At 69.3% G+C, this 18,129-nt stretch carries 14 protein-coding genes, 1 tRNA gene and 3 pseudogenes; 7 read left to right on the top strand and 11 right to left on the bottom strand.

Going from position 1 to position 18,129, the window contains the following annotated elements:
• Nucleotides 1-86: 86 nt before the first annotated feature.
• Entirely contained in the window at nucleotides 87-1,742 is a 1,656-nt protein-coding gene (locus EST54_RS20740; protein ID WP_129249134.1) for an APC family permease, read from the top strand.
• An 88-nt stretch (nucleotides 1,743-1,830) separates the two neighbouring features.
• Here EST54_RS20740 and EST54_RS20735 read toward each other — a convergent pair whose 3' ends face one another.
• The 7 genes from EST54_RS20735 to EST54_RS20700 all read right to left on the bottom strand — a co-directional run bounded on the left by EST54_RS20735 (nucleotide 1,831) and on the right by EST54_RS20700 (nucleotide 9,185).
• Nucleotides 1,831-2,460, bottom strand: a complete 630-nt coding sequence (locus EST54_RS20735) for a hypothetical protein (RefSeq protein ID WP_129249133.1) — start codon at nucleotides 2,458-2,460, stop codon at nucleotides 1,831-1,833.
• 116 nt (nucleotides 2,461-2,576) lie between these two features.
• Complete coding sequence (locus EST54_RS20730; protein ID WP_167511582.1) at nucleotides 2,577-3,014, bottom strand: lasso peptide biosynthesis B2 protein; 438 nt, start codon at nucleotides 3,012-3,014, stop codon at nucleotides 2,577-2,579.
• Nucleotides 3,011-3,265 (bottom strand): lasso peptide biosynthesis PqqD family chaperone, encoded by a 255-nt coding sequence (locus tag EST54_RS20725; protein WP_129249132.1) that lies wholly within the window; start codon nucleotides 3,263-3,265, stop codon nucleotides 3,011-3,013. The genes EST54_RS20730 and EST54_RS20725 overlap by 4 nt, the downstream gene beginning before the upstream one ends.
• Before the next feature lie 5 nt (nucleotides 3,266-3,270).
• Complete coding sequence (locus EST54_RS20720) at nucleotides 3,271-5,094, bottom strand: lasso peptide isopeptide bond-forming cyclase (protein WP_129249152.1); 1,824 nt, start codon at nucleotides 5,092-5,094, stop codon at nucleotides 3,271-3,273.
• 180 nt (nucleotides 5,095-5,274) lie between these two features.
• Complete coding sequence (locus EST54_RS20715) at nucleotides 5,275-5,409, bottom strand: lasso RiPP family leader peptide-containing protein (protein WP_129249131.1); 135 nt, start codon at nucleotides 5,407-5,409, stop codon at nucleotides 5,275-5,277.
• Between the two features lie 642 nt (nucleotides 5,410-6,051).
• Nucleotides 6,052-7,275, bottom strand: a complete 1,224-nt coding sequence (locus EST54_RS20710) for a hypothetical protein (protein ID WP_239013166.1) — start codon at nucleotides 7,273-7,275, stop codon at nucleotides 6,052-6,054.
• A gap of 992 nt (nucleotides 7,276-8,267) precedes the next feature.
• Nucleotides 8,268-9,185 (bottom strand): hypothetical protein, encoded by a 918-nt coding sequence (locus tag EST54_RS20700; protein WP_129249129.1) that lies wholly within the window; start codon nucleotides 9,183-9,185, stop codon nucleotides 8,268-8,270.
• Nucleotides 9,186-9,898: 713 nt separating this feature from the next.
• On the opposite strand from EST54_RS20700, the gene EST54_RS20695 reads away from it, so the two are divergent.
• Nucleotides 9,899-10,066: a hypothetical protein gene (locus EST54_RS20695; protein WP_239013165.1), complete on the top strand. Its 168-nt coding sequence runs from the start codon at nucleotides 9,899-9,901 to the stop codon at nucleotides 10,064-10,066.
• Nucleotides 10,067-10,258: 192 nt separating this feature from the next.
• Here the strand turns inward: EST54_RS20695 and EST54_RS20690 are convergent, their stop codons facing one another.
• Nucleotides 10,259-10,921, bottom strand: a complete 663-nt coding sequence (locus EST54_RS20690; RefSeq protein ID WP_239013333.1) for a TetR/AcrR family transcriptional regulator C-terminal domain-containing protein — start codon at nucleotides 10,919-10,921, stop codon at nucleotides 10,259-10,261.
• Nucleotides 10,922-11,161: 240 nt separating this feature from the next.
• Here EST54_RS20690 and EST54_RS20685 point away from each other — a divergent pair, with 240 nt between their 5' ends.
• The 5 genes and pseudogenes from EST54_RS20685 to EST54_RS20670 all read left to right on the top strand — a co-directional run bounded on the left by EST54_RS20685 (nucleotide 11,162) and on the right by EST54_RS20670 (nucleotide 14,597).
• Nucleotides 11,162-12,067: an alpha/beta hydrolase gene (locus EST54_RS20685; RefSeq protein ID WP_174857482.1), complete on the top strand. Its 906-nt coding sequence runs from the start codon at nucleotides 11,162-11,164 to the stop codon at nucleotides 12,065-12,067.
• A gap of 54 nt (nucleotides 12,068-12,121) precedes the next feature.
• On the top strand, nucleotides 12,122-12,514 hold the full coding sequence (locus tag EST54_RS20680) for a cupin domain-containing protein (RefSeq protein WP_129249126.1): 393 nt from the start codon (nucleotides 12,122-12,124) through the stop codon (nucleotides 12,512-12,514).
• 77 nt (nucleotides 12,515-12,591) lie between these two features.
• Nucleotides 12,592-13,188: pseudogene (locus tag EST54_RS20675) on the top strand (helix-turn-helix domain-containing protein); the annotation flags it as partial.
• Nucleotides 13,186-13,338 (top strand): annotated as a pseudogene (locus EST54_RS36255) (helix-turn-helix domain-containing protein); the annotation flags it as partial. The pseudogenes EST54_RS20675 and EST54_RS36255, both read left to right, overlap by 3 nt.
• An 11-nt stretch (nucleotides 13,339-13,349) precedes the next feature.
• Nucleotides 13,350-14,597, top strand: a pseudogene (locus EST54_RS20670) (tyrosine-type recombinase/integrase).
• Between the two features lie 129 nt (nucleotides 14,598-14,726).
• On the opposite strand, the gene EST54_RS20665 reads toward EST54_RS20670, so the two are convergent.
• From EST54_RS20665 to EST54_RS20655, 3 genes are all read right to left on the bottom strand, one after another.
• Nucleotides 14,727-16,688 (bottom strand): NACHT domain-containing protein, encoded by a 1,962-nt coding sequence (locus EST54_RS20665; protein ID WP_129249125.1) that lies wholly within the window; start codon nucleotides 16,686-16,688, stop codon nucleotides 14,727-14,729.
• Between the two features lie 392 nt (nucleotides 16,689-17,080).
• A complete protein-coding gene (locus EST54_RS20660) occupies nucleotides 17,081-17,620 on the bottom strand; it encodes a hypothetical protein (protein WP_129249124.1) in 540 nt (179 codons plus the stop codon).
• 349 nt (nucleotides 17,621-17,969) lie between these two features.
• Nucleotides 17,970-18,054: transfer RNA gene (locus EST54_RS20655), tRNA-Ser, on the bottom strand.
• Between the last annotated feature and the right edge of the window lie 75 nt (nucleotides 18,055-18,129).

Below are 18,129 nucleotides of genomic sequence, written 5' to 3'. Positions count from 1 at the left end.
CGCAGTACACGGAGTGACACTCAGCGCGTCGGTCCCGCCAGGCCCGCCTCCCGGCCCCAAGATGGTGGCGTGAACCAGGAGCGCGCGTGACGAGGCCGGCCGCGGCCGGGAGTGCCGGCGCCGCTGGAACCCGCCACCTGCGCCGGGCGGTCGGGTTCTGGGGGCTGATGTTCATCTCCCTGGGATCGATCATCGGGTCCGGCTGGCTGCTGGGCGCCCTCACCACCGCCGTCATCGCCGGCCCGGCCTCGTTGATCTCCTGGGTGCTCGCCTCGGCGATGCTCGCCGTGCTCGCGCTGGCCCACGCGGAGCTGGGCGCCACCTACCCGATTGCGGGAGGCACCGCCCGTTTCCCGTTCTTCGCCTTCGGCCCCCTGGTGGGCTTCACGGCGGGCTGGATGTCCTGGCTGCGATCGGTCCTGATCGCGCCGATCGAGGTCGAGGCCACCCTCTCGTACCTGGACCGCATCGGCTGGGTCCGCGACCGGGTGCACCTGCTGCACCCGAACGGCACCCTCACCGCCGCGGGCCTGGTCATCGGGACCGTCTTCATGCTGCTCTTCACCCTCATCAACGTCCTCGGCGTACGGCTGCTGTCCGGGATCAACTCGGTCACCGCCGTGGTGAAGACGGCGGTACCGCTGCTGACCGTGGCGGTGCTGATGGCGCTGGCCTTCCACGGATCGAACTTCACCGCGGGCGGCGGCTTCGCACCGCACGGGGCGCACGGCGTCTTCGCGGCGCTGCCCGCCGGAGTGGTGTTCGCGCTGCTGGGCTTCGAGCAGGCCATTCAGCTGGCCGGTGAGGCGCGCAATCCACAGCGCGACGTCTCCCGGGCGGTGATCGTGGCCATGGCGATCGGCACCGCGCTCTACCTCCTGCTGCAGGTCGCCTTCATCGCCGCCCTGGACCCCGCCGCCCTCACCCACAGCTGGGACAACCCGGTGGGCAAGGGCAACTTCGGCCCCTACGCCACCCTCGCCACCGCCGTCGGGGCCGGCTGGCTGGCGACCATCCTCTACGTGGACGCCGTGATCTCCCCGGCCGGCACCGGCCTGGTCTACATGGCCGGTGCCGCCCGTCTCTCGTACGCCATGGGACGCGAGCGGGTGCTGCCCCGACCCCTCTCCCAGGTCGGCCGCAGCCGCGTGCCCGTCGTCTCGACCCTCCTCGCTTTCGTGGTCGGCGAGCTCGCCTTCCTGCCGTTCCCCAGCTGGCAGGCCCTGGTCGGCCTGGTCACCTCGGCAGCGGCCATCATGTACGCGTTCGCGCCGGTGTCCCTGCACGCCCTGCGCCTGCGCGACGGCGGCCGCAACCGCCCCTACCGGCTGCCCCGCGGGACGGCCATGGCCCCCGCAGGATTCGTCTTCGCCAACTTGATCTTCTACTGGTCCGGTTACGAGGCGGACTGGAAACTCGGGACCGCCGCCCTGCTCGGCTTCGCCGTCTTCGCGGTCAACCGCCGCGTCATCCCGGCGGCCGAACGCAGCGGCCTGCGCGGACGATCGGCCGCCTGGGTCTGGCCCTGGCTGGGCGGCATGGTCCTCATCGGCCGCTTCGGCCGCTACGGCGGCACCCGCGCCCTCCCCGCCTGGTGGGACCTGGTCATCGTGATCGTCTTCAGCCTCGTCATCCACTACACCGCCGTGCACCTCGCGATGCCCCCCGAGGCGGTGGACGAAGCCGTCGAACACGAGGAGGAGGGCGAGTCGGTACCCCCACCGGCCGCCGCCGGACGCTGAGGACGGCGGGGGGCGACGCCGCCCCGGGGTGCCGGCTCTCGTGATGCCTACTGCTGACGGGTCGTCGCTCTGAGCCCGCCGACGGGATTCACCCCCGCGGCAGCCGGCGTTGTGCCCACAGCTTCACGTCCTTCCACTCGCGCGAGACCTCCGCGAAGACGTCCCGGCCGTCGTCCGACGCCTCGGCCACGAGGGCGGCGAGGTCCGGCGTCCGGCTCAGGAACAGCGGATCGCGGGCGCGTACGGCGACCCGTACGGCCAGGAAGGAGACCGGCGGCTCCGGGACGAGGCGGCCGCGGTGGTCGGTGACCTGATCGCCCACCGGGAACTTGCCGAACATCACGCCGACGGGCCCGTAGAGGTTCTTCAGGGCCCAGTGCGGCCACGCCAACACCTCCCGGCCGGCGCCGACGACCGCGATGTTCTCGCAGACCAGCGCGCCGCGGGGCCCGTTCATCTGGGTCCGGACCCACTCCGCGGCCCGCACCCCGGCGTGGAACACCTCCGCCTCGACCTCCGGAGCTTCGCCGGCCGCCTCGTACACCGTCCACCCCGTCAGGCCGTGTTCCACGGAGGGGGCCAGATACGGGCAGTGGACGGACATCGCCCGCACATACTCCGCGAAGTCCACGGTCGTGGGACGGGTGGTGCGGCTCTCGACGAGGCGGAGGGCACCGGCCGCGGGCCGGGGCGCTCCGTCGGTGTCCACGGTGGTCATCGGGCGGCCACTTCCTGCCGGGGGAGAGGGTGCACGGGATCAGCCCTTCGATCGAGGATTGCGGACGGAACGGGTACGTCCGGGCGGCCGCCGACGGCATCGGCGGCCGCCGGCGCTCAGCGGTCCCCGGCGCCGGCTCCGGTGCGGGGCGGGACGGTCAGCAGCGGCTTGTAATAGCCCTCGGGGTGCGGCTCGCCGATCGGCCGGCCGTCGGCCTCGACCCAGGCGTGGGCGGCGAAGGGGTGGGTGCGGACGCCGGTGCACCACGTCGGCCACACCCCGCGGGCCCGGCACAGCAGCGCGGTGGCGAGCGAGCGCTGCAGACAGTTCTGCCCCGCACAGCGCAGGCTCACCGAAACGACCTGGTCGCGCGCCCGCTGCGCCTGCCCGGCACCGGCCGGTGCCGCACCGCGGCGGGCGAATTCGAGCACGACGCGCAGCCGGGCGGGCTTGAGGCGGGCGAGCGGCCGGGCGGCGCCGACGGCCAGCAGCGGCAGCAGGCGGCGCGACAGCGGGAGCCGGGCCCGCTGGTCCAGTGCCATGGACTGGCTCATGAGGCCACCGTCAGCTCGGCGGTGCGCAGTTGCTCGATCACGGCGCCGACGTCCTGCCGCGCCCGCCGCGGGTCGATGCCGTGCGCGGCGGCGAGGCCGTCGGCGACGCTCTCGGGGGTGTCCCCGTCCAGCAGGCGGTGCAGTACGCGGCTGCCGGTGACGTTGAGCTGCCAGTAGCGGCCGGTGCGCTGATGCAGCAGCACCGTGCCGTCGTCGGTGTCCGTCATGGAGACGTCGGGATGGAGCCGCATACGGATCAGACCTCCGAGGGGACGGTCCCGGTGCCGGGACGGGGGGTGGTGCCGGGGCCGGAAGTGGTGCGCAGCCAGGTCTCGCAGCCGAGCAGGCTCTCCAGCGCCTGGGCGGTGGTGTTGTCCGCCTGCGGCCGGCCCAGCCGCAGCCGGAGCGCGTCGGTGTCGATCAGGCCGCGGGCCGCCAGCTCGGAATCGGCGAAGAGGTCCAGGATGGCGGGCAGGTTGCGGCGCAGCCCCCTTCTGATGTCCTCGCCGAACTCACCCTTGGTGGACCGCGCCCGGATCCCGTCCGGCACGATGCCCTGCATCGCATCGGCCAGCAGGGGCTTGTACCGCCACGGTCCGGCGTGCTCGTGCGCCGGTACCCGGAGCACGGCGTCGAGGACGGCGTCGTCCAGATACGGCATGTCCAGCTCCACACCGGATTCGGCGTACAGCCGCGCCAGCAACCGGTAACTGGCCGTGTTCGAACGGATCATGAGCACCATGGTGTGGGTGGCGAGGTCCTCGGCGAGGGGCCGCGCACGCTCGGCGGCCCGGCGCAGTGCCTCCCGCGCCAGCTCGACGCCCTCGGGGGTCATCCATGGCGCTGCCCGTACGGGCCCCAGGCCCCAGCCCAGCGCCGGGCGCCGCAGCGGCGGCCGGGGCGCGGTCAGCAGCCCGGCCTGCTCCCGCCACCACGCGGGGAGACTCCCCGGCTGCGCGAGCTCGGCGAGCGTCGCCTTCAGCGGCCAGCGCTTCAACGCGCAGTGCGCCCGTACGTGCTTCAGCGCCGTCACCGGATGACGGCGCATCAACTGGTGCAGATAGGACGGCATCGGGGAGAACAGCTCGTCGCCGCCGTGGCCGGCCAGATGCCGGCGGGAGCCGCGGTCCGCGAGCAGCCGGGCGCCCCGGCGGATCCGGGCCGTCGCACGCGTCAGCGAGAGGGGCTCCTCGGCGGACACCGCGAGAGCCGGGTCGGCGAAGATGTCGGGGAGTTCGTGCTGCGGCACGACGAGGTGCTCGGCACGGTCGAGCAGCCGCGACGCCTGCCCGGCGTAGACCGCGTCGTCGTTGCCCGCGTCGGCCTCGCCCCAACGGAAGGTCAGCAGCTCCGGGGTGTGCCGGGCCGCCAGAAAACACAGCGAGGTCGAATCCAGCCCGCCGGACAGATCCGCACTCAACCGGCCGTCATGGGGCGCCCTTCGGTCCAATACGGCGGTCAGGGCCTCGCGCACCCCCGCCGTCCCGTCCCTCAGCGACCGGTCCGGCTCGGGCGGACGCCACCACACCGCTTCCCGGTCCCGGTCGCCGTCCCACAGCAGACAGTTCTCCGGGGCGAGCGTGCTGATGCCCGACCACGCACTGCGCGCGTTGGCCGGAAAAGGCACCTGCAAGCCGCAGGCGACGTGCAGCGCCAGCGTTTCCTCGTCCACCCCGGCACCGGTCATCGCCGCGAGCACATCGGACCGGTCCGCGGCGACCCGCACCCCGTTCACCCGGGCGTGGAAGACGCGACGCAGCCCGGAGGCGCTGCCCTGGAAGCGGACGTGTCCGTCCACCGATGCCACGATGTGGCAGGACCCCAGCAGCGCGGGAACGGCCCGGTCCACCTCGGACAGCCGGGAGATACGGGCGGCAATCCGCGCCAGCCCGTCGTCGGTGACCGGGCACGTGCCGAGTACGGCCAGCCGTACCGGGCCCGCCTCGGCCACCCTCACCTGTTCGTGGGACCACTCGCCGACCAGCCACGGCCGCCCGGAGGCGTGCGCGATCACTCGGGCATGCGCGAACGGCACGAGCGCCCGGATCTCCGCGCCGTCGGCGGTGTCCGGCAGGACCACAAACCCAGCACTCAACTTCGCCATCCCCCCGCCGGCTCCCTGGCCGAAGCGCGCGCCGGCGGGAAGTACCCGGTGCCTCGACGCCGCGGCGGGCCAGAGCCCTCATGAATGGAGAAGGAGACCGGGCTCCGCACAGGCAGGCCCGGTTCCCCCGTCGGTCAGTTACTTCTGGCGGATGATTTACCAGTAGTAGTTGAAGAACCAGTCGGGCGACGTGCCGTGCCAGTTGCCCAACGTGTCCTCGGTGAACTCGCCGACCTCGACGAGCATCGGCGGAATGTATTCCGTGGGTGTCTGCTCGGACTGCTCTGCCATTGCAAACCTCCGTTTTTTTGCCACCAGCAATACGGACTTGCTGACAACGGAACCTAGCACCGGCCCGATCACTACCTCTGTGGCCTGAATCACACTCACCGTCCAGTGGAATACAGCGAGTTCACAAGAAAACCTGCTCCCTGTATCCGCCATCCACAAAACGGAAGATGGAAAAAAGATCCCCTCCGGCGACCGAACTACCCCACGTGAGTGAACGATGCGCCCGCGTACGTGCCGCCGCCCCCGACGTCCCACGCACGCAACCGTCCGCGCCCCTGTCGCGTCGCAGCAAAGACGTCCGGCCACCCAACTGCCGTGCCGCATCGCCCCAGTTCGCGCCCAGCCGCTCAGCCCAGCCCCAAATGGCAAGCCCCACACAAGCCACAAGCCACAAGCCACAAGTCACAGGCCACAAGTCACAGGCCACAAGCCTCAGGACACATACGCCGGCGCCCTAACTCCCCGTCCCCCAGGACATTCCCTCCTCCCAGGAAGCATCCCCGCGCACGCGCCCTCCTGGAAAATACCCGGCCCGGCCTGGCCCGGCCCGGCCGGTTTCCCCGCCTCCGGATGAGGAAGGACAACCGTCGAACGGGAACCCCCGGAAAGCCCGTTCGACGGTTTACCGGCGGCTACCGGCATCTACCGGCAGCCCACTCCAGGAATTCTAGGAATGTCGGCAGCAATTGCTGACTGCCGCACCGCACCGTACGTCCCGCGGTCCGCCTCCCGGTCAGCGGCGGGTCGCCGTCGGGGGTGCGGCGTGGACCGCTCGATCAGGCCGTTGATCGGTGTCTCGCTCTCCGCTGTCATGGGCAGGGAGTAGTCGCCCACGGCCCAGTAAGCACCGGTGCTGCCGATCGGTTCCAGGTCATAAAAGGCGTAACGCGGCGACTGGTTGTCGCCGTCCGGTGCCGATGCTCCGGGCATCTTGGTCCAGGTGGTGCCGTCGTAATGCCAGAAGACCGGAGCGGCCGTGGCCGGGTCGGTCCGGTCGGTGCCGCTGACCCACAGGCCGCCGTGGCCGTCGGAGTCGATCGCCGTGAGCCAGAGGTGGGCGAGCGATCCGGTGACGTCCTTCCAGGCGGTGCCGTTCCAGTGCGCGACGCTCGGGACGGGCGGGCCGCCGTGGGAGCCATGGGCCCACCCGGCCACGTAGACGCTGCCCCGGGATGCCACGGTGATCTTGTCGGCTTCCGTGCCGGCCCGCACCGGGGGTGTGCCCATCAGCGTCCAGGTGGTCCCGTCCCAGTGGTAGGTCACCGGGTGGCCGCCGTCCACCGGGTACTGCATGCCGGTTGCATAGGCATCATCCGCAGACAGCGCGTCGATGTCCCGGATGTCGACGAGCCGCGGCAGCGCGAAGGTCTTCCATACGCCGTTGGCATACGTGTACAGGGACTTGCCGCCCTTGAAGAGCCGCCCCGGGGCGGCCTTGATCGGGACCTCGGGCCAGGAGTCGTCGAAGGGGCCAGTGGTGGGAACGCGGGTCCAGCGCTTGCCGTTGTAGTGCACGAGCGCCTGGCCGCTGCCCGTTGAGCCGTAAGCCCAGACGTCGTTGGCGGACACCGCGCTGACCGACGACCACTCCCCGACGCGGGGAAGCCCCGGTGCGGTGTCCGCGCGCCACTTCTTCCCGTCCCAGCGCATGATGACGCCGTGCTGGGCCTTCCTGCCGACCGCCCAGGCCAGGTCGCCTTTGACGGAGGAGACCGACAACAGGGACTCGACGGGGCTGTCTCCGGAGAGGGAGACCTCCCAGTGGGGTTCCGTGCCGGCGGCCCCGGCGCCGTGCGCAGGGACCAGGGCGGCGGCGAGAGTCAGTGCGGCGGCGGCCGCGGTACGCAGCAGGCGGCGTGCAGGCATCGGTGAGCGATCCTTTGCGGGGAGAGTTCTGCGCGGGTGGCGTTCGTACAGGCCGGAGCGAGGCTCGACGACGAGCCAGACCCGCCGCAACGCGGGAAGGTTGTAGTGAACACGGCAGACTTCGCTCCCGCCCCGGCGCAGGTTCTACAGACCCCGAAGCGCCTCGTAGAGATCGCTGAAGGAGCCCCGGAGAGCGGCGCGGACGCGCGCTCGGTCGCAGGCATGCACTTCACGGGCCGATGCTCCGGGAGGTCGCGCGGGCGGATCGGAGACGCGCTCCGGGCGCCGCGTGAAGCCAACTGAGACGAGAACGGAGACGAGAACGGAGACGAGAACGGAGACGAGAACGGAGACGGAGAACCGCGAAGGGCCCCACCGCAAGCGGTGGGGCCCTTCGACGTTGTGCCCGGTGAGGCACTGGCGGAGGATACGAGATTCGAACTCGTGAGGGGTTGTTGCCCCCAACACGCTTGCCAAATGTTCGTAGTCCAGCCGGGGCGTAGTGACCTGCAACGGAATGGCTTAGATGGTGCCGTCCGGACGGGCTCGGACGGCAGTGAATGCAACCAGAACTGGAACCGCAGGTCCTACTTGCCGCCGTCTGGGCTGTAACTGCTGTAGGGGCTGCCCTGTCTCTGCGGCGATGCATTCGAAGCAGTAGTCGCGGTGCAGCAGCGGACCGCGCAGCTCCACGGTTGCGGCCGCCACGAGAGCCATTGTGCCCGCACTGTGTCCTTGCCCTGCTTGGTGAGGGTCTCCTGCACTGTCAGGCGCTGTTGTGGGCGTGGTCGCCGACGGAGACCTGGCCGAAGGCCAGCCGGATGCCCCCGATGCCGTGCGCCCGGTCGCCGGCAGACGGGCGCCGTAGAAGAATTCGTGCTCGCCGGGGCGCGGCTGAGGAACGGGAGATTCCCGTCCTTCGGGAACGACGCATCGTTGATCGTCCGCACCGTCTTTACGGCCACCGCCTGCAACACCGTGCCGACGACGCGCTACGAATGATCCGTGACGTGCAGCCATGTCTGGCTGATGGTCTGTACGTCGATGACCCCCGGGTAGCGATCTGCGAGGTACTGCTGCTCCATCTCCTCGCCGGTTTCGCGGTTGCGCACGACCTTGACGCCGCCCATTTTCATCTTCTTCAGGGTACCGATGGTCTCACCTGCGACGAGTGCGTTGAAGGCCTTGATCGCTTGCGCTGACTGTTGGACGCTGTCCCTACTGATGACGCCCTTATTCACGTTGAGCATGGTGTTCGTGTAAACGGCCCGGGGGTCCTTGCCGACGTACTCGCGACTTGCGTCACCGATGCCCCTGAAGAAGAGATCAGCGACGTCCTTGGGCCACTTTTCCAGGATGATCTGATGGCTGATGAGCAGTCCCGTGCCGCTGGCATGGCACTGGCGCCCCTTCACGAGCATGTAGTTGATCAAGGATTCCGGGATGGGCCAGGATGCCATGAGGGCGGGAATCTCGTCAGCCGTGATTTTGCCCGTGGACCAACGGGTCCAGTGCAGGCCCTCGGCTCGATTGCGTAGGATCTTCAACGCCGCACCGAAATAGTTGGCGCTGTTCTGGGCCATGCCGGTCGCTTGGGCGACGTGGTCGCCGGCAGTCCGCACGCGGCCCCCGTCGATGGCGGCGAAGGCATCCGGGGCGAGGTCGTATGTGACCTGCGCGGTCACGGAGATTCCCGTGTCGATGATGGCCTGTGCTCGATGCTGCCCGTCGATAAGGCAACCGTGCAGGTCTAGTGCGAAGCCTTGATGGGTCGTTCGGAATTGTCCGGTCTGCAGGATCTCCCGGAACTTCTCGACGTTGTAACTACGCAATGGCACGCGGTTGCAGACCCTGTTCTTCATCCAGTTGATGCAGATGTCAGGCGTGACCGTGATGGTTTCGGTGTGCATGGATGGAATCCCCCCGGTTGCATAGAGAGCGCAACTGGCCTGAGCCCGTCTGTTTCCTGTCGTGCAGCATCACAGATGTGGGCTGACTGCGAGGCTGGCTGATCGAAATGTGGCAGAGCTTGCCTGAGGGTGGTCACTTTCTTTCGTCTCTGCTGCCTCGACTGTCGTAAGTGCCCGCTGTGGGGCGGGCGTGTCGATGGCATGACTGCCTGCTCGCCCGCATGCTCGCCGAGCGGCATCAGGCGGACCCAAGTGGAGACACGGGGCATTTGATCAAACATTCCTAGTGAGAGGCCGTGAGGATGACTATCTCCACCTCTCCGAGGCGCTGCATTGGCTGGGCGCACGTACCGTCCCGCGAAGCCGGCTGCAACCAGGTGAAGCCGCGGGGACGACGAACCGGGATCGGGCCCTGAGAGGCAGGGTTTCGTGTAGGTCCCTAACGCAGTCTGGGCCCCCGAGTGCGGCGCAAGGAGACTCAGCCAACGTCCTGTACGAGGGTCGGCCTCGATGCTGGGCTCCCTGAGCCTGCTGTTCTCGCTCGAGTTTCGCCGAGAGCCCGCCCCGGCAGCGTGGCGAGATGTGGAGGACGGCGAAGAAGATGCGTGGAGTCCATGCGGGCCCGCCGTCTGCATGACCAGTTGCGAAACATGATTTGCACCGAATGACCTATAGTGCCCGCCGCAAGATCGCTCGACTGCGGCGGGAGTCCCATGCTGAACCTGACTGAACTTGCTCTCCTGGCCCACAAGCAGCGGCGTGCGGTCGAGTGCGGGATCAACCGGCTCAAGCGCCGCCGGGCCGTGGTCACGAGGTACGAGAAACTCGCCGTCCGCTACGAAGTGACCGTGCTGGTCGCAGCCATCAAGGAGTGGCTGTGACAGCACTTTCACAACACGCCCTAGTGGAACCAGGGCAAGACTGCAGCCCCTGCCAACCGGATTCCAGCAAGGGGGATTCACCGAGCCACGTGCAGCCTCCCGCTGCACGACCGCAGCGGAGCCACGGTCGTGCAGCGGCGTGTTGGGCAGCTAGTGCCGCATCTGGGAACCTTTGCCCTGTTGGTGAAGAGATCAGGAATCGCGGGTGGTCTCTGCCTCGTGCGGGTCAGCTGCGTCCGCGGGCGCGTGCTGCCGGACCCCTGAGAGGAAGACGCGCAGGCCGTAGGAGAACCGCCTGCCGGGGTCGGCGGCGGCCAGTGTCTTCAGTCCCATTGCGAGCGGGTCGTGGGTGTCCAGCCCGGCGGCCTCCAGGCGTGCCGTCCAGTCGTCACCAGCCGGCATGCGGGACTGGGCTTGTTCCTCGATGGTGTGGCCGAGGACGAAGTAGAAGACCGCGAAGGTGATCTCCCAGGCGCGATTCGGCGGGAACCCGGCCTCGGCGAGCACCTGCGCCGCGCGACGGCTCGCGATCATCGTGTGCCGTCCAGGGGCGAACGTTCCCGAGACCATCCGGGCGCCGTCGCGGCGGCTCAGCAGTGCCGTGTGCATCCGCTCACCGAGAAGTTCCAGCTGATCGGCCCAGGGCAGGTCGGACGGCAGCGGCGCGCCGACCCCCTCCAGCAGTTGGTCGGCCATCGCGTCCAGCAGCGCCTCCTTGTTGGGGAAGTGACGGTAGAGCGCGCCGGCTTGGACGTCGAGCGCGACGCCGAGCTTGCGCATTGTCAGGCCGCCGAGTCCCTCGGCATCGAGGAGGTCGAGGGCCCCGGTTACGACGTTGGCCCGGCGCAGCAGCATGCGCACGATCCCTTCTTCTCGCGGACGGCACCGGGCGCTCGGTGATCGCCCTCGGCTTGACAGGGGTTCACCCTATCCCTAGCGTGAACGCCGTTCACCGTGAACATTGTTCACCGTGAACGATGTTCACTTCCTCGTGGTTCAGCTTCTTCAGGGAGGGTCGCCATGAACCAGCCGATCGACAGCCGTAACCGATTGGCCGACGATCTCGATGCAGTGGCGAGTACGCAGCTGACCGGCCTGGATCCCGAGTTGGAAGCCGCCACTCCGGCGTTCCCCCAGGCTGACCTGAGCGATCCTGTCGCCGCGCGCGACAGCTTGGCCCGGCTGGCCGCCACCGCGCCCGCCGCCGATACCACCGGCTTGGAGATCGAAGAGCGCACAGCGGACGCCGACCCGCAGGTGCCGGTGCGGATCTACCGCCCTCGCGAGGCCCGCGGCGCGATCCTCTGGCTACACGGCGGCGGATTCGTCATGGGCGATCTGGACACCGAACACCCCTGGGCCGTCCGGGTCGCCCACGGATCCGGCGCCGTGGTGATCTCGGTGGGTTACCGCCGGGCCCCCGAGCACCCCTATCCCGCCGCCCTGGACGACACCTACGCCGCGCTGCTTTGGACGGCGGGGCACGCCTGTGAACTCGGCATCGACCCGGCGCGGATCGCCATCGGCGGCCACGGCGCCGGCGCGACCCTCGCGGCCGCCGCCGCACTGCGGGCACGCGACCGGCAGGGGCCGCCGATTCGCTTCCAACTGCTCAACCAGCCCGCGCTGGACGACCGTCAGCAGACGTGGTCCGCGCGGCACTTCACCGCAACTCCGTTCATGACGCGCGAGAAGGTCGCCACATCGTGGCGGCACTACCTGGGCCCGAATCCGGACGCGGCGTCCATCTCGCCGAACGCCGCCCCGGCGCGGGCCACCGACCTGTCCGGCCTGCCAGCCGCCCACATCGCCACCGCGCAGTTCGACCCGAACCGCGACGAGGCCATCGACTACGCGCTGCGGCTGCTGCAGGCGGACGTATCCGTCGACCTGCACCAGTGGGCCGGCACCTTCCACGGGTCACAGGCGGCCGTATCCGCCGAGGTGTCCCGACGGCAGATCGACGAGCTCGCCGCAGTCCTGCGCCGTGCCCTGGCCTAAAGGAGACGGCCGCGGACCAGGGACAAATGTTCACCGAGGGAAGGAGACACCGACATGACCATCACCACGATCGATCTCTTCGAGTCCTTTCTGCACCTTCGCCCCGACGGCCAGGTGCGCGCCGAACCGCCGACCTTCGACCCCGAGCGGGACGGCTGGCAGGTGATGGCGTTCCACGTCGCTACCGACGCCGACCTCCACGCCGACCACTGGGAAATCCATCCCTACGCTGACGAGGTCGTCTCCTGCCTCACCGGCCGGATACGCCTTTGCTTCCGGCCCCTGCAGGCGGGTGGGGAGCAGGAGGAGGTCGAGCTGGCGGCCGGAAAGGCGGTCATCGTGCCGCGCGGGCGCTGGCACCGCATTGAATTGGACGCGTCAGGAGACATCTTGAGCGTCACCCTGCCGCAGGGCAGCCGCCTCGAGGAGCGGACCCGCGCCGAGTGACGCGTCAGGCAACGCTGGCTCTGTGACGTGTCGCCCGGTTGCTGTGCCGGGCGACACCGGGTCGCGAGAATGATCACGTGGCCGAACGCGTGCGGGTCCGGGAGATTGATGACGATGAGGGCAGGCGATTGCTGCGGATCATCCGCCGGGGCACCGGTTCGGTGGTGACCTGGCGGCGAGCCCAGGTGGTTCTGTTGTCCGCGCAGGGCATGCCCGTGGCGAAGATCCCCGAGGTGACGTTCACCAGCCCGGACCGGGTCCGGGATGTACTCCACAACTTCAACGCGGACGGCTTCGAGGCGCTCTACCCGAAGTACAAGGGCGGCCGGCCGAGAACTTTCACCCTCCCCGAACGCCGGGAGATCAAGAAGATCGCCAAGTCCAGGCCGGCCGAGCACAGCCTGCCGTTTTCGACCTGGAGCCTGGCCAAACTAGCCGACTTCCTGGTCGCCGAGGGGGTGGTCGACGACATCAGCCACGAGGGCCTGCGGGCCCTCCTCCGCCAGGAGGGCGTCTCGTTTCAACGCGTGAAAACCTGGAAGACCTCACGCGACCCCGACTACGCGGCCAAGAAAGCCCGCGTCGAGCACCTCTACGCGATCGCCGACGGCGAGGTCATACCCGAAGGAGGCGAGCCCGAAGTCATCTTCTGCATGGACGAGTTCGGGCCGATGTACGAGTACGTCGCCACCGGAGAGATCGCCTCCGTAAAGATCGGCAGCCTGCGCCGCATCCCCGCCGAAGCGGTCAGCGAGTTCCTCGCCAGGCGCATACAGCCCGAAGATCGGGGCCCGAAGGCCGCCGACTTCGGCACCGCGGCCTGACGGGGGAACACATGGCACAGCCCCGAAAGCCCCAGAACTCTCGCCAGCCCAACGGTGCGTCCTCCATCTACCTTGGCAAGGACGGCCGTTGGCACGGCCGTGTCACCGTCGGCGTCAGGGACGACGGCACCCCTGACCGGCGCCATGTCAGCCGCAAAACCCGCGCCGAGGTCACCAAGGCGGTCCGCGAACTGGAGCGGCTGCGCGACTCTGGCAACGTGCACAAGGCCGGTCAGACCTGGACGGTGAAGACCTGGCTCACTCACTGGGTCGAGAACATCGCCGCCCTGCACGTCTCCGAGAACACCATTGACGGCTACCGCGTCGCGGTCTACCACCACCTCATACATACCCGGCGTCGGTGCCCACCGGCTGGCGAAGCTGGAGCCGGAGCACCTGGAACGCTTCTACAAGAAGATGCAGAGCAACGGGAGTTCGGCCGGTACCGGCCACCAGGCGCACCGGACCGTCCGGGCCGCGCTGAACGAAGCTGTGCGACGCCGCCACATCACCATCAACCCCGCCACCGTCGCCAAGGCGCCCCGCCTCGAAGAGGAGGAGGTCGAGCCCTACTCGGTCGAGGAGGTGCAGCGGATCCTGCTGGAGGCCGAGCGGCACCGCAACACCGCTCGCTGGGTCATCGCCCTTGCCCTCGGCCTCCGCCAAGGCGAGGTCCTCGGCCTCCAGTGGACGGACATCGACTGGGAGGCCGGTGTGATCAGGGTCAGCCGTGGCCGGCTGCGGCCGAGGTACAAGCATGGCTGCGGTAACCGCTTTGGGCGCAGGCCCGGCTACTGCCCGCAGAAGATCAACACCCGGCGCGAGACCAAGGACACCAAGTCCCGGGCCGGAAAGCGGCCCATCGGCGTCCCGGAGGAGCTGATGAAGCTGCTCCGGGAGCACAAGGAGGAGCAGGGCCGCGAGCGCAGGATCGCGCGGGACTTGTGGGTGGAGAAGGGGTACGTCTTCATCTCGCCGACCGGCGAGCCCCTGAACCCCAACACCGACCACCACAAGTGGAAGGACCTGCTGAAGGCGGCAGGGATCCGCGACGGCCGCCTCCACGACGCACGCCACACCGCAGGAGCGGACCTGCTGATCCTCGGCGTCCGGACGTCGTCGTCGACGCGATCACGGGCTGGGAGCCCGGCAAGTCTGCACGTATGCGGCGGCGGTACCAGCACCGGACCGGACGGGTCCTGCAGGACACGGCCGACAGGGTCGGCGGCCTGCTGTGGGGGCCGCGATCTTCCCAGTAAAGCCATCAAGGGGGCTCGACTGCCGGTCGAGGCCCCCTCTTTCGCCACAGCGGTACCGCCCCTGCGGCGGGTGGCGGCGCCTGAGGGCCTCCACCGCCGATCGCATTACGGGGCTCCTCTTGCGGTACTTCACAGGGGTGGCGCGTGTTCCTGGTCGCGGGCGAGTTTGTCCTGTAGCAGGGCGTGGCGGAACTGGTAGCTGGCGCCTTCCGCGCGGAAGATGCGGTGGTCGTAGGCGTCCTTGAGGAAGCGCATGCCCAGCAGCGGGAAGTCGCCGCGCAGCCGCAGTTGGAGGAAGAGCAGGCTGGTCCGCCAGTGATCGGAGATTGCCAGCCCGCCTGCATAGGCGAACGGCAGGCCGAAGCCGATCACGATGAAAGGGAAGGTGCCCCAGTCGGGGCCGTCTGCCGCCGCACCTTCGCTGGTGGCTCCGATCACCTGGTTCACTCCTAAGGCCAGGCTGATACAGAAGCCGAAGATTGTGCCCGTTACGAGGGCGAAGTTGCGGTCCTGCCGCCACGATGTGTACGGATCGGTCACTGGGTCCGCGAGGGATGCGGGGCGTGCGGCCACGACCACCACGCCCACGATGCCTACGGTGAGCATCGACACGATCCCGACAGGCAGGGCCCGGTCAGGTGTGCCGTTGTCCTGCCAGAAGGAGAGGGCGACGCAGGTGCCTGCTAAGCCCGCGGGGGCAAGGACCGGCCAGGAGTGCAGGCCCCTCCACCGGGACCATCCGGTCCATCCCGGTGCCGCGGGGATGCGCGTTGCGGCGAAGCCGGCCAGGGCGCCGGTCAAGAGCCCGGCGGCAATCGCGACGGTCCAGCTGACCGGATTGGTGATGTCGGGGATGGCCATGACCGTGACCGCAATCGCGACCAGGATGCCGGTCGCTGGGTGGAAACGTCGTCGGTGCGGGGCGTCTTGGACGTGCAGTCGTTTGCGCCAGCGCGGCACCGGGTCGCGGAGTTCGGCGAGGGCCCCTGCCCCCGCTCCGAACGAGATACCCACAATGCTTCCATAGACCGCCCCGAACTCGGTGCCGCGGAAGTCATCCCACGCAATGTGCCTGCCGGGACCGTACGCCAGCACGCAGCCGGACGCGCCGAGGAGCGCACCCGTGAGGGCGGTTACGGCGATGCGGGGCCAGGGTGACGCCCAGTAGTGCAGCCGCCGCCAATTGAGACTGTACGTCCTCCCGCTGGCTGGCCGACCGTGATCGTAGGTCTCCTGCTTGTTCATCCGGCTGGCCACGTAGCCCAGCCACCGCTCGGCCTTCCGCGGCTCATACGCCGGCCGGGACGCCGACGATTCAGGCCGGTAGCGGATCTTCACCAGCCGACCGAGCAGGTATTCCTCGACCTCGTGCCGGGACACGAATCGCCCGGCGAGCATGTCGTCCAGGTCGGTGATGCGGCGTGGGGGGAAGGCGTCGCGCAACAGTGTCAGGATCAGCGGCGTGCTGAGGGTTTGAGAGAGCGTGCTGTCCGGCTCGTTCTCCAGATGCGTAATCAGCCGTTGCCAGGGGGCGAGTCCCGGCATGGTCCGGAGAAAGGCGACGGCGTCGGCCGTGGGTACCGGGGAGAGCTCCAGGGCGACGGCCCCGAGCAGATGTCCGTCGGCGACGGCAGCTTCGAATTCGTCGGGGCGGGAGAAGATCACCACGCGGTAGGCGGCGCGGTCGATCTCCCGGAGAGCGGCATGGCGTAGATCGCCCGCCATCTCGTCGAAGCTGTCGAGGAACAGCGAGATCCACCCGCCCTCGATCAGCTCCTCGGCTTGCTTCCGCCCGACGCGGTAGTCGTCGGCAAGCCGGGCGGCGAGCCAGTCATCGAGCCCGCGACCGTCCCACCCGACGATGCTCAGCAGTACGGGCACAGGACACTGGGCACGCCGGGTGCCCTCGCGCAGCGTGTCGCGGTGGTCCAGGGCACGCAACACTGTCAGGAGCGCCGCGTCGGACTTACCGGCTCCCGGTGCGCCAAGCACGACGACGCGGCCGGAGGCCACCCCGCCGTAGACGGAGAGAAGTTCGGGGATTCCGCCCTCACGCACCGCACCGTCACCGAGCGCGGCAACGTTTGGCACTGACCGGACCAGACGCGGCCGATCTGGGTCTCCCCACACCACTCCCTCACCAGCGACCGGGCGTCGGGTACGGTGCCACCGGACGGGGATCTCCTGCTGCAACTTCCGTTGCCGCGCGGCCTCCTGCCACTGCCTGCGGACTGCGCGTGCCAGCGCGTCACCCACCTCCAGCGGCATCGCGTCCCGGCCCTGGTCCCACGAGGCATCGACACCATCGGCACGAAGTGCGCCACCGCCGGGCCCGTCGGGGACACCGCTCACCACGGGGCCGGCAGGCACTCCCACGTAGTAATGGTGGTGTGTCTGCTGGTGGAAGTCGCGACCAACAGCCGTCGACGCCGCGCCACTGGCCGCCGCACGCACTGAGCTGGAGGTGCCGTCCGGGGGACCGCTCAGCTCGCTTGCGGGCCCGGCATGGGAGGGGAGGCGGAAGCCCCGCCCTTGGGGTCCGTGGGCGGAGCGTTGCTGGCGACGGATCCGGTGACGCTGCCGCCCACCGCGATCGCGCCAGCGCCACTGGCCGTGACTGAGAGGTCCCCGTCAACGGCCACCCCGCCGTCGGAGACGGTGACCGTCCCGGGCCCGGCGCTCACGCTGCCTTGCGGGACATGCTGCGCGAGCAGGCTCCGCATCTGATCGGCGGCCTGGTCGCGCTCGGCGTCGTCCAGGCTTTCCAGCATGGCCTCGATGCGGACCTGCCAGGACGCCTCCTGGCGGATCCGGGCCCGCTCGGCTTCGGCCGGGTCAGTGGGTTGCAGAGCGGTCGCGGTCTGGTCCAGGCGTTCCAGTTCCGCGTGCTCGCGCAGGGCGTCGCCTCTGCTGAACCAGTGCGCCACCGCCCGCCGCAACCCGGCCCACGCATCCGTTCCTGCCGCTGTTACCACCGCGGTGCCGCCGGCTGCGGCCAGGGCGATCAACGCCTGATCGAGCATCCTGCCCTCCCAGTGTCGGAGATGCTGTTGGGACGGTAGCGCCGCACCTGGGGTTCCTGCAGGTGCTTGCCGGAAGACAGTCCGTTCTCGCCAGTTCTACCTGGCCCTGCCGTGGCGGAGGTGGCGATGGGCCTCTGTGACGTTGAGCTGGGCGCCGATCATCCGGCGGTATCCCCCTTGTCGGAAACGAGCTGGAGCAGCCTTCCGGGGCCCCGAGGGTCCTGCTGACGTCGGCAGGACCCCGCTTCGCTCGGCGAGAGGCCAACTGAGACCAAAACTGAGACCACGCAACGACGAGGGCCCCGACCGGAATCCGGTCGGGGCCCTCGTCTGCCCTGCTGGGCGAGTGCGGAGGATACGAGATTCGAACTCGTGAGGGGTTGCCCCCAACACGCTTTCCAAGCGTGCGCCCTAGGCCACTAGGCGAATCCTCCGCCGCAAACAATACAAGACGTTGGGGAGTGCTCGCGAACATGATCCGGAGGAGGGGGTCCGGGAGGGGGTGGAGT

The sequence above is a fragment of the Streptomyces sioyaensis genome (genome assembly GCF_004122735.1).
In the GTDB taxonomy this organism is placed as follows: Bacteria; Actinomycetota; Actinomycetes; order Streptomycetales; family Streptomycetaceae; genus Streptomyces; species Streptomyces sioyaensis.
This window is presented reverse-complemented; position numbering and strand designations above follow the sequence as displayed.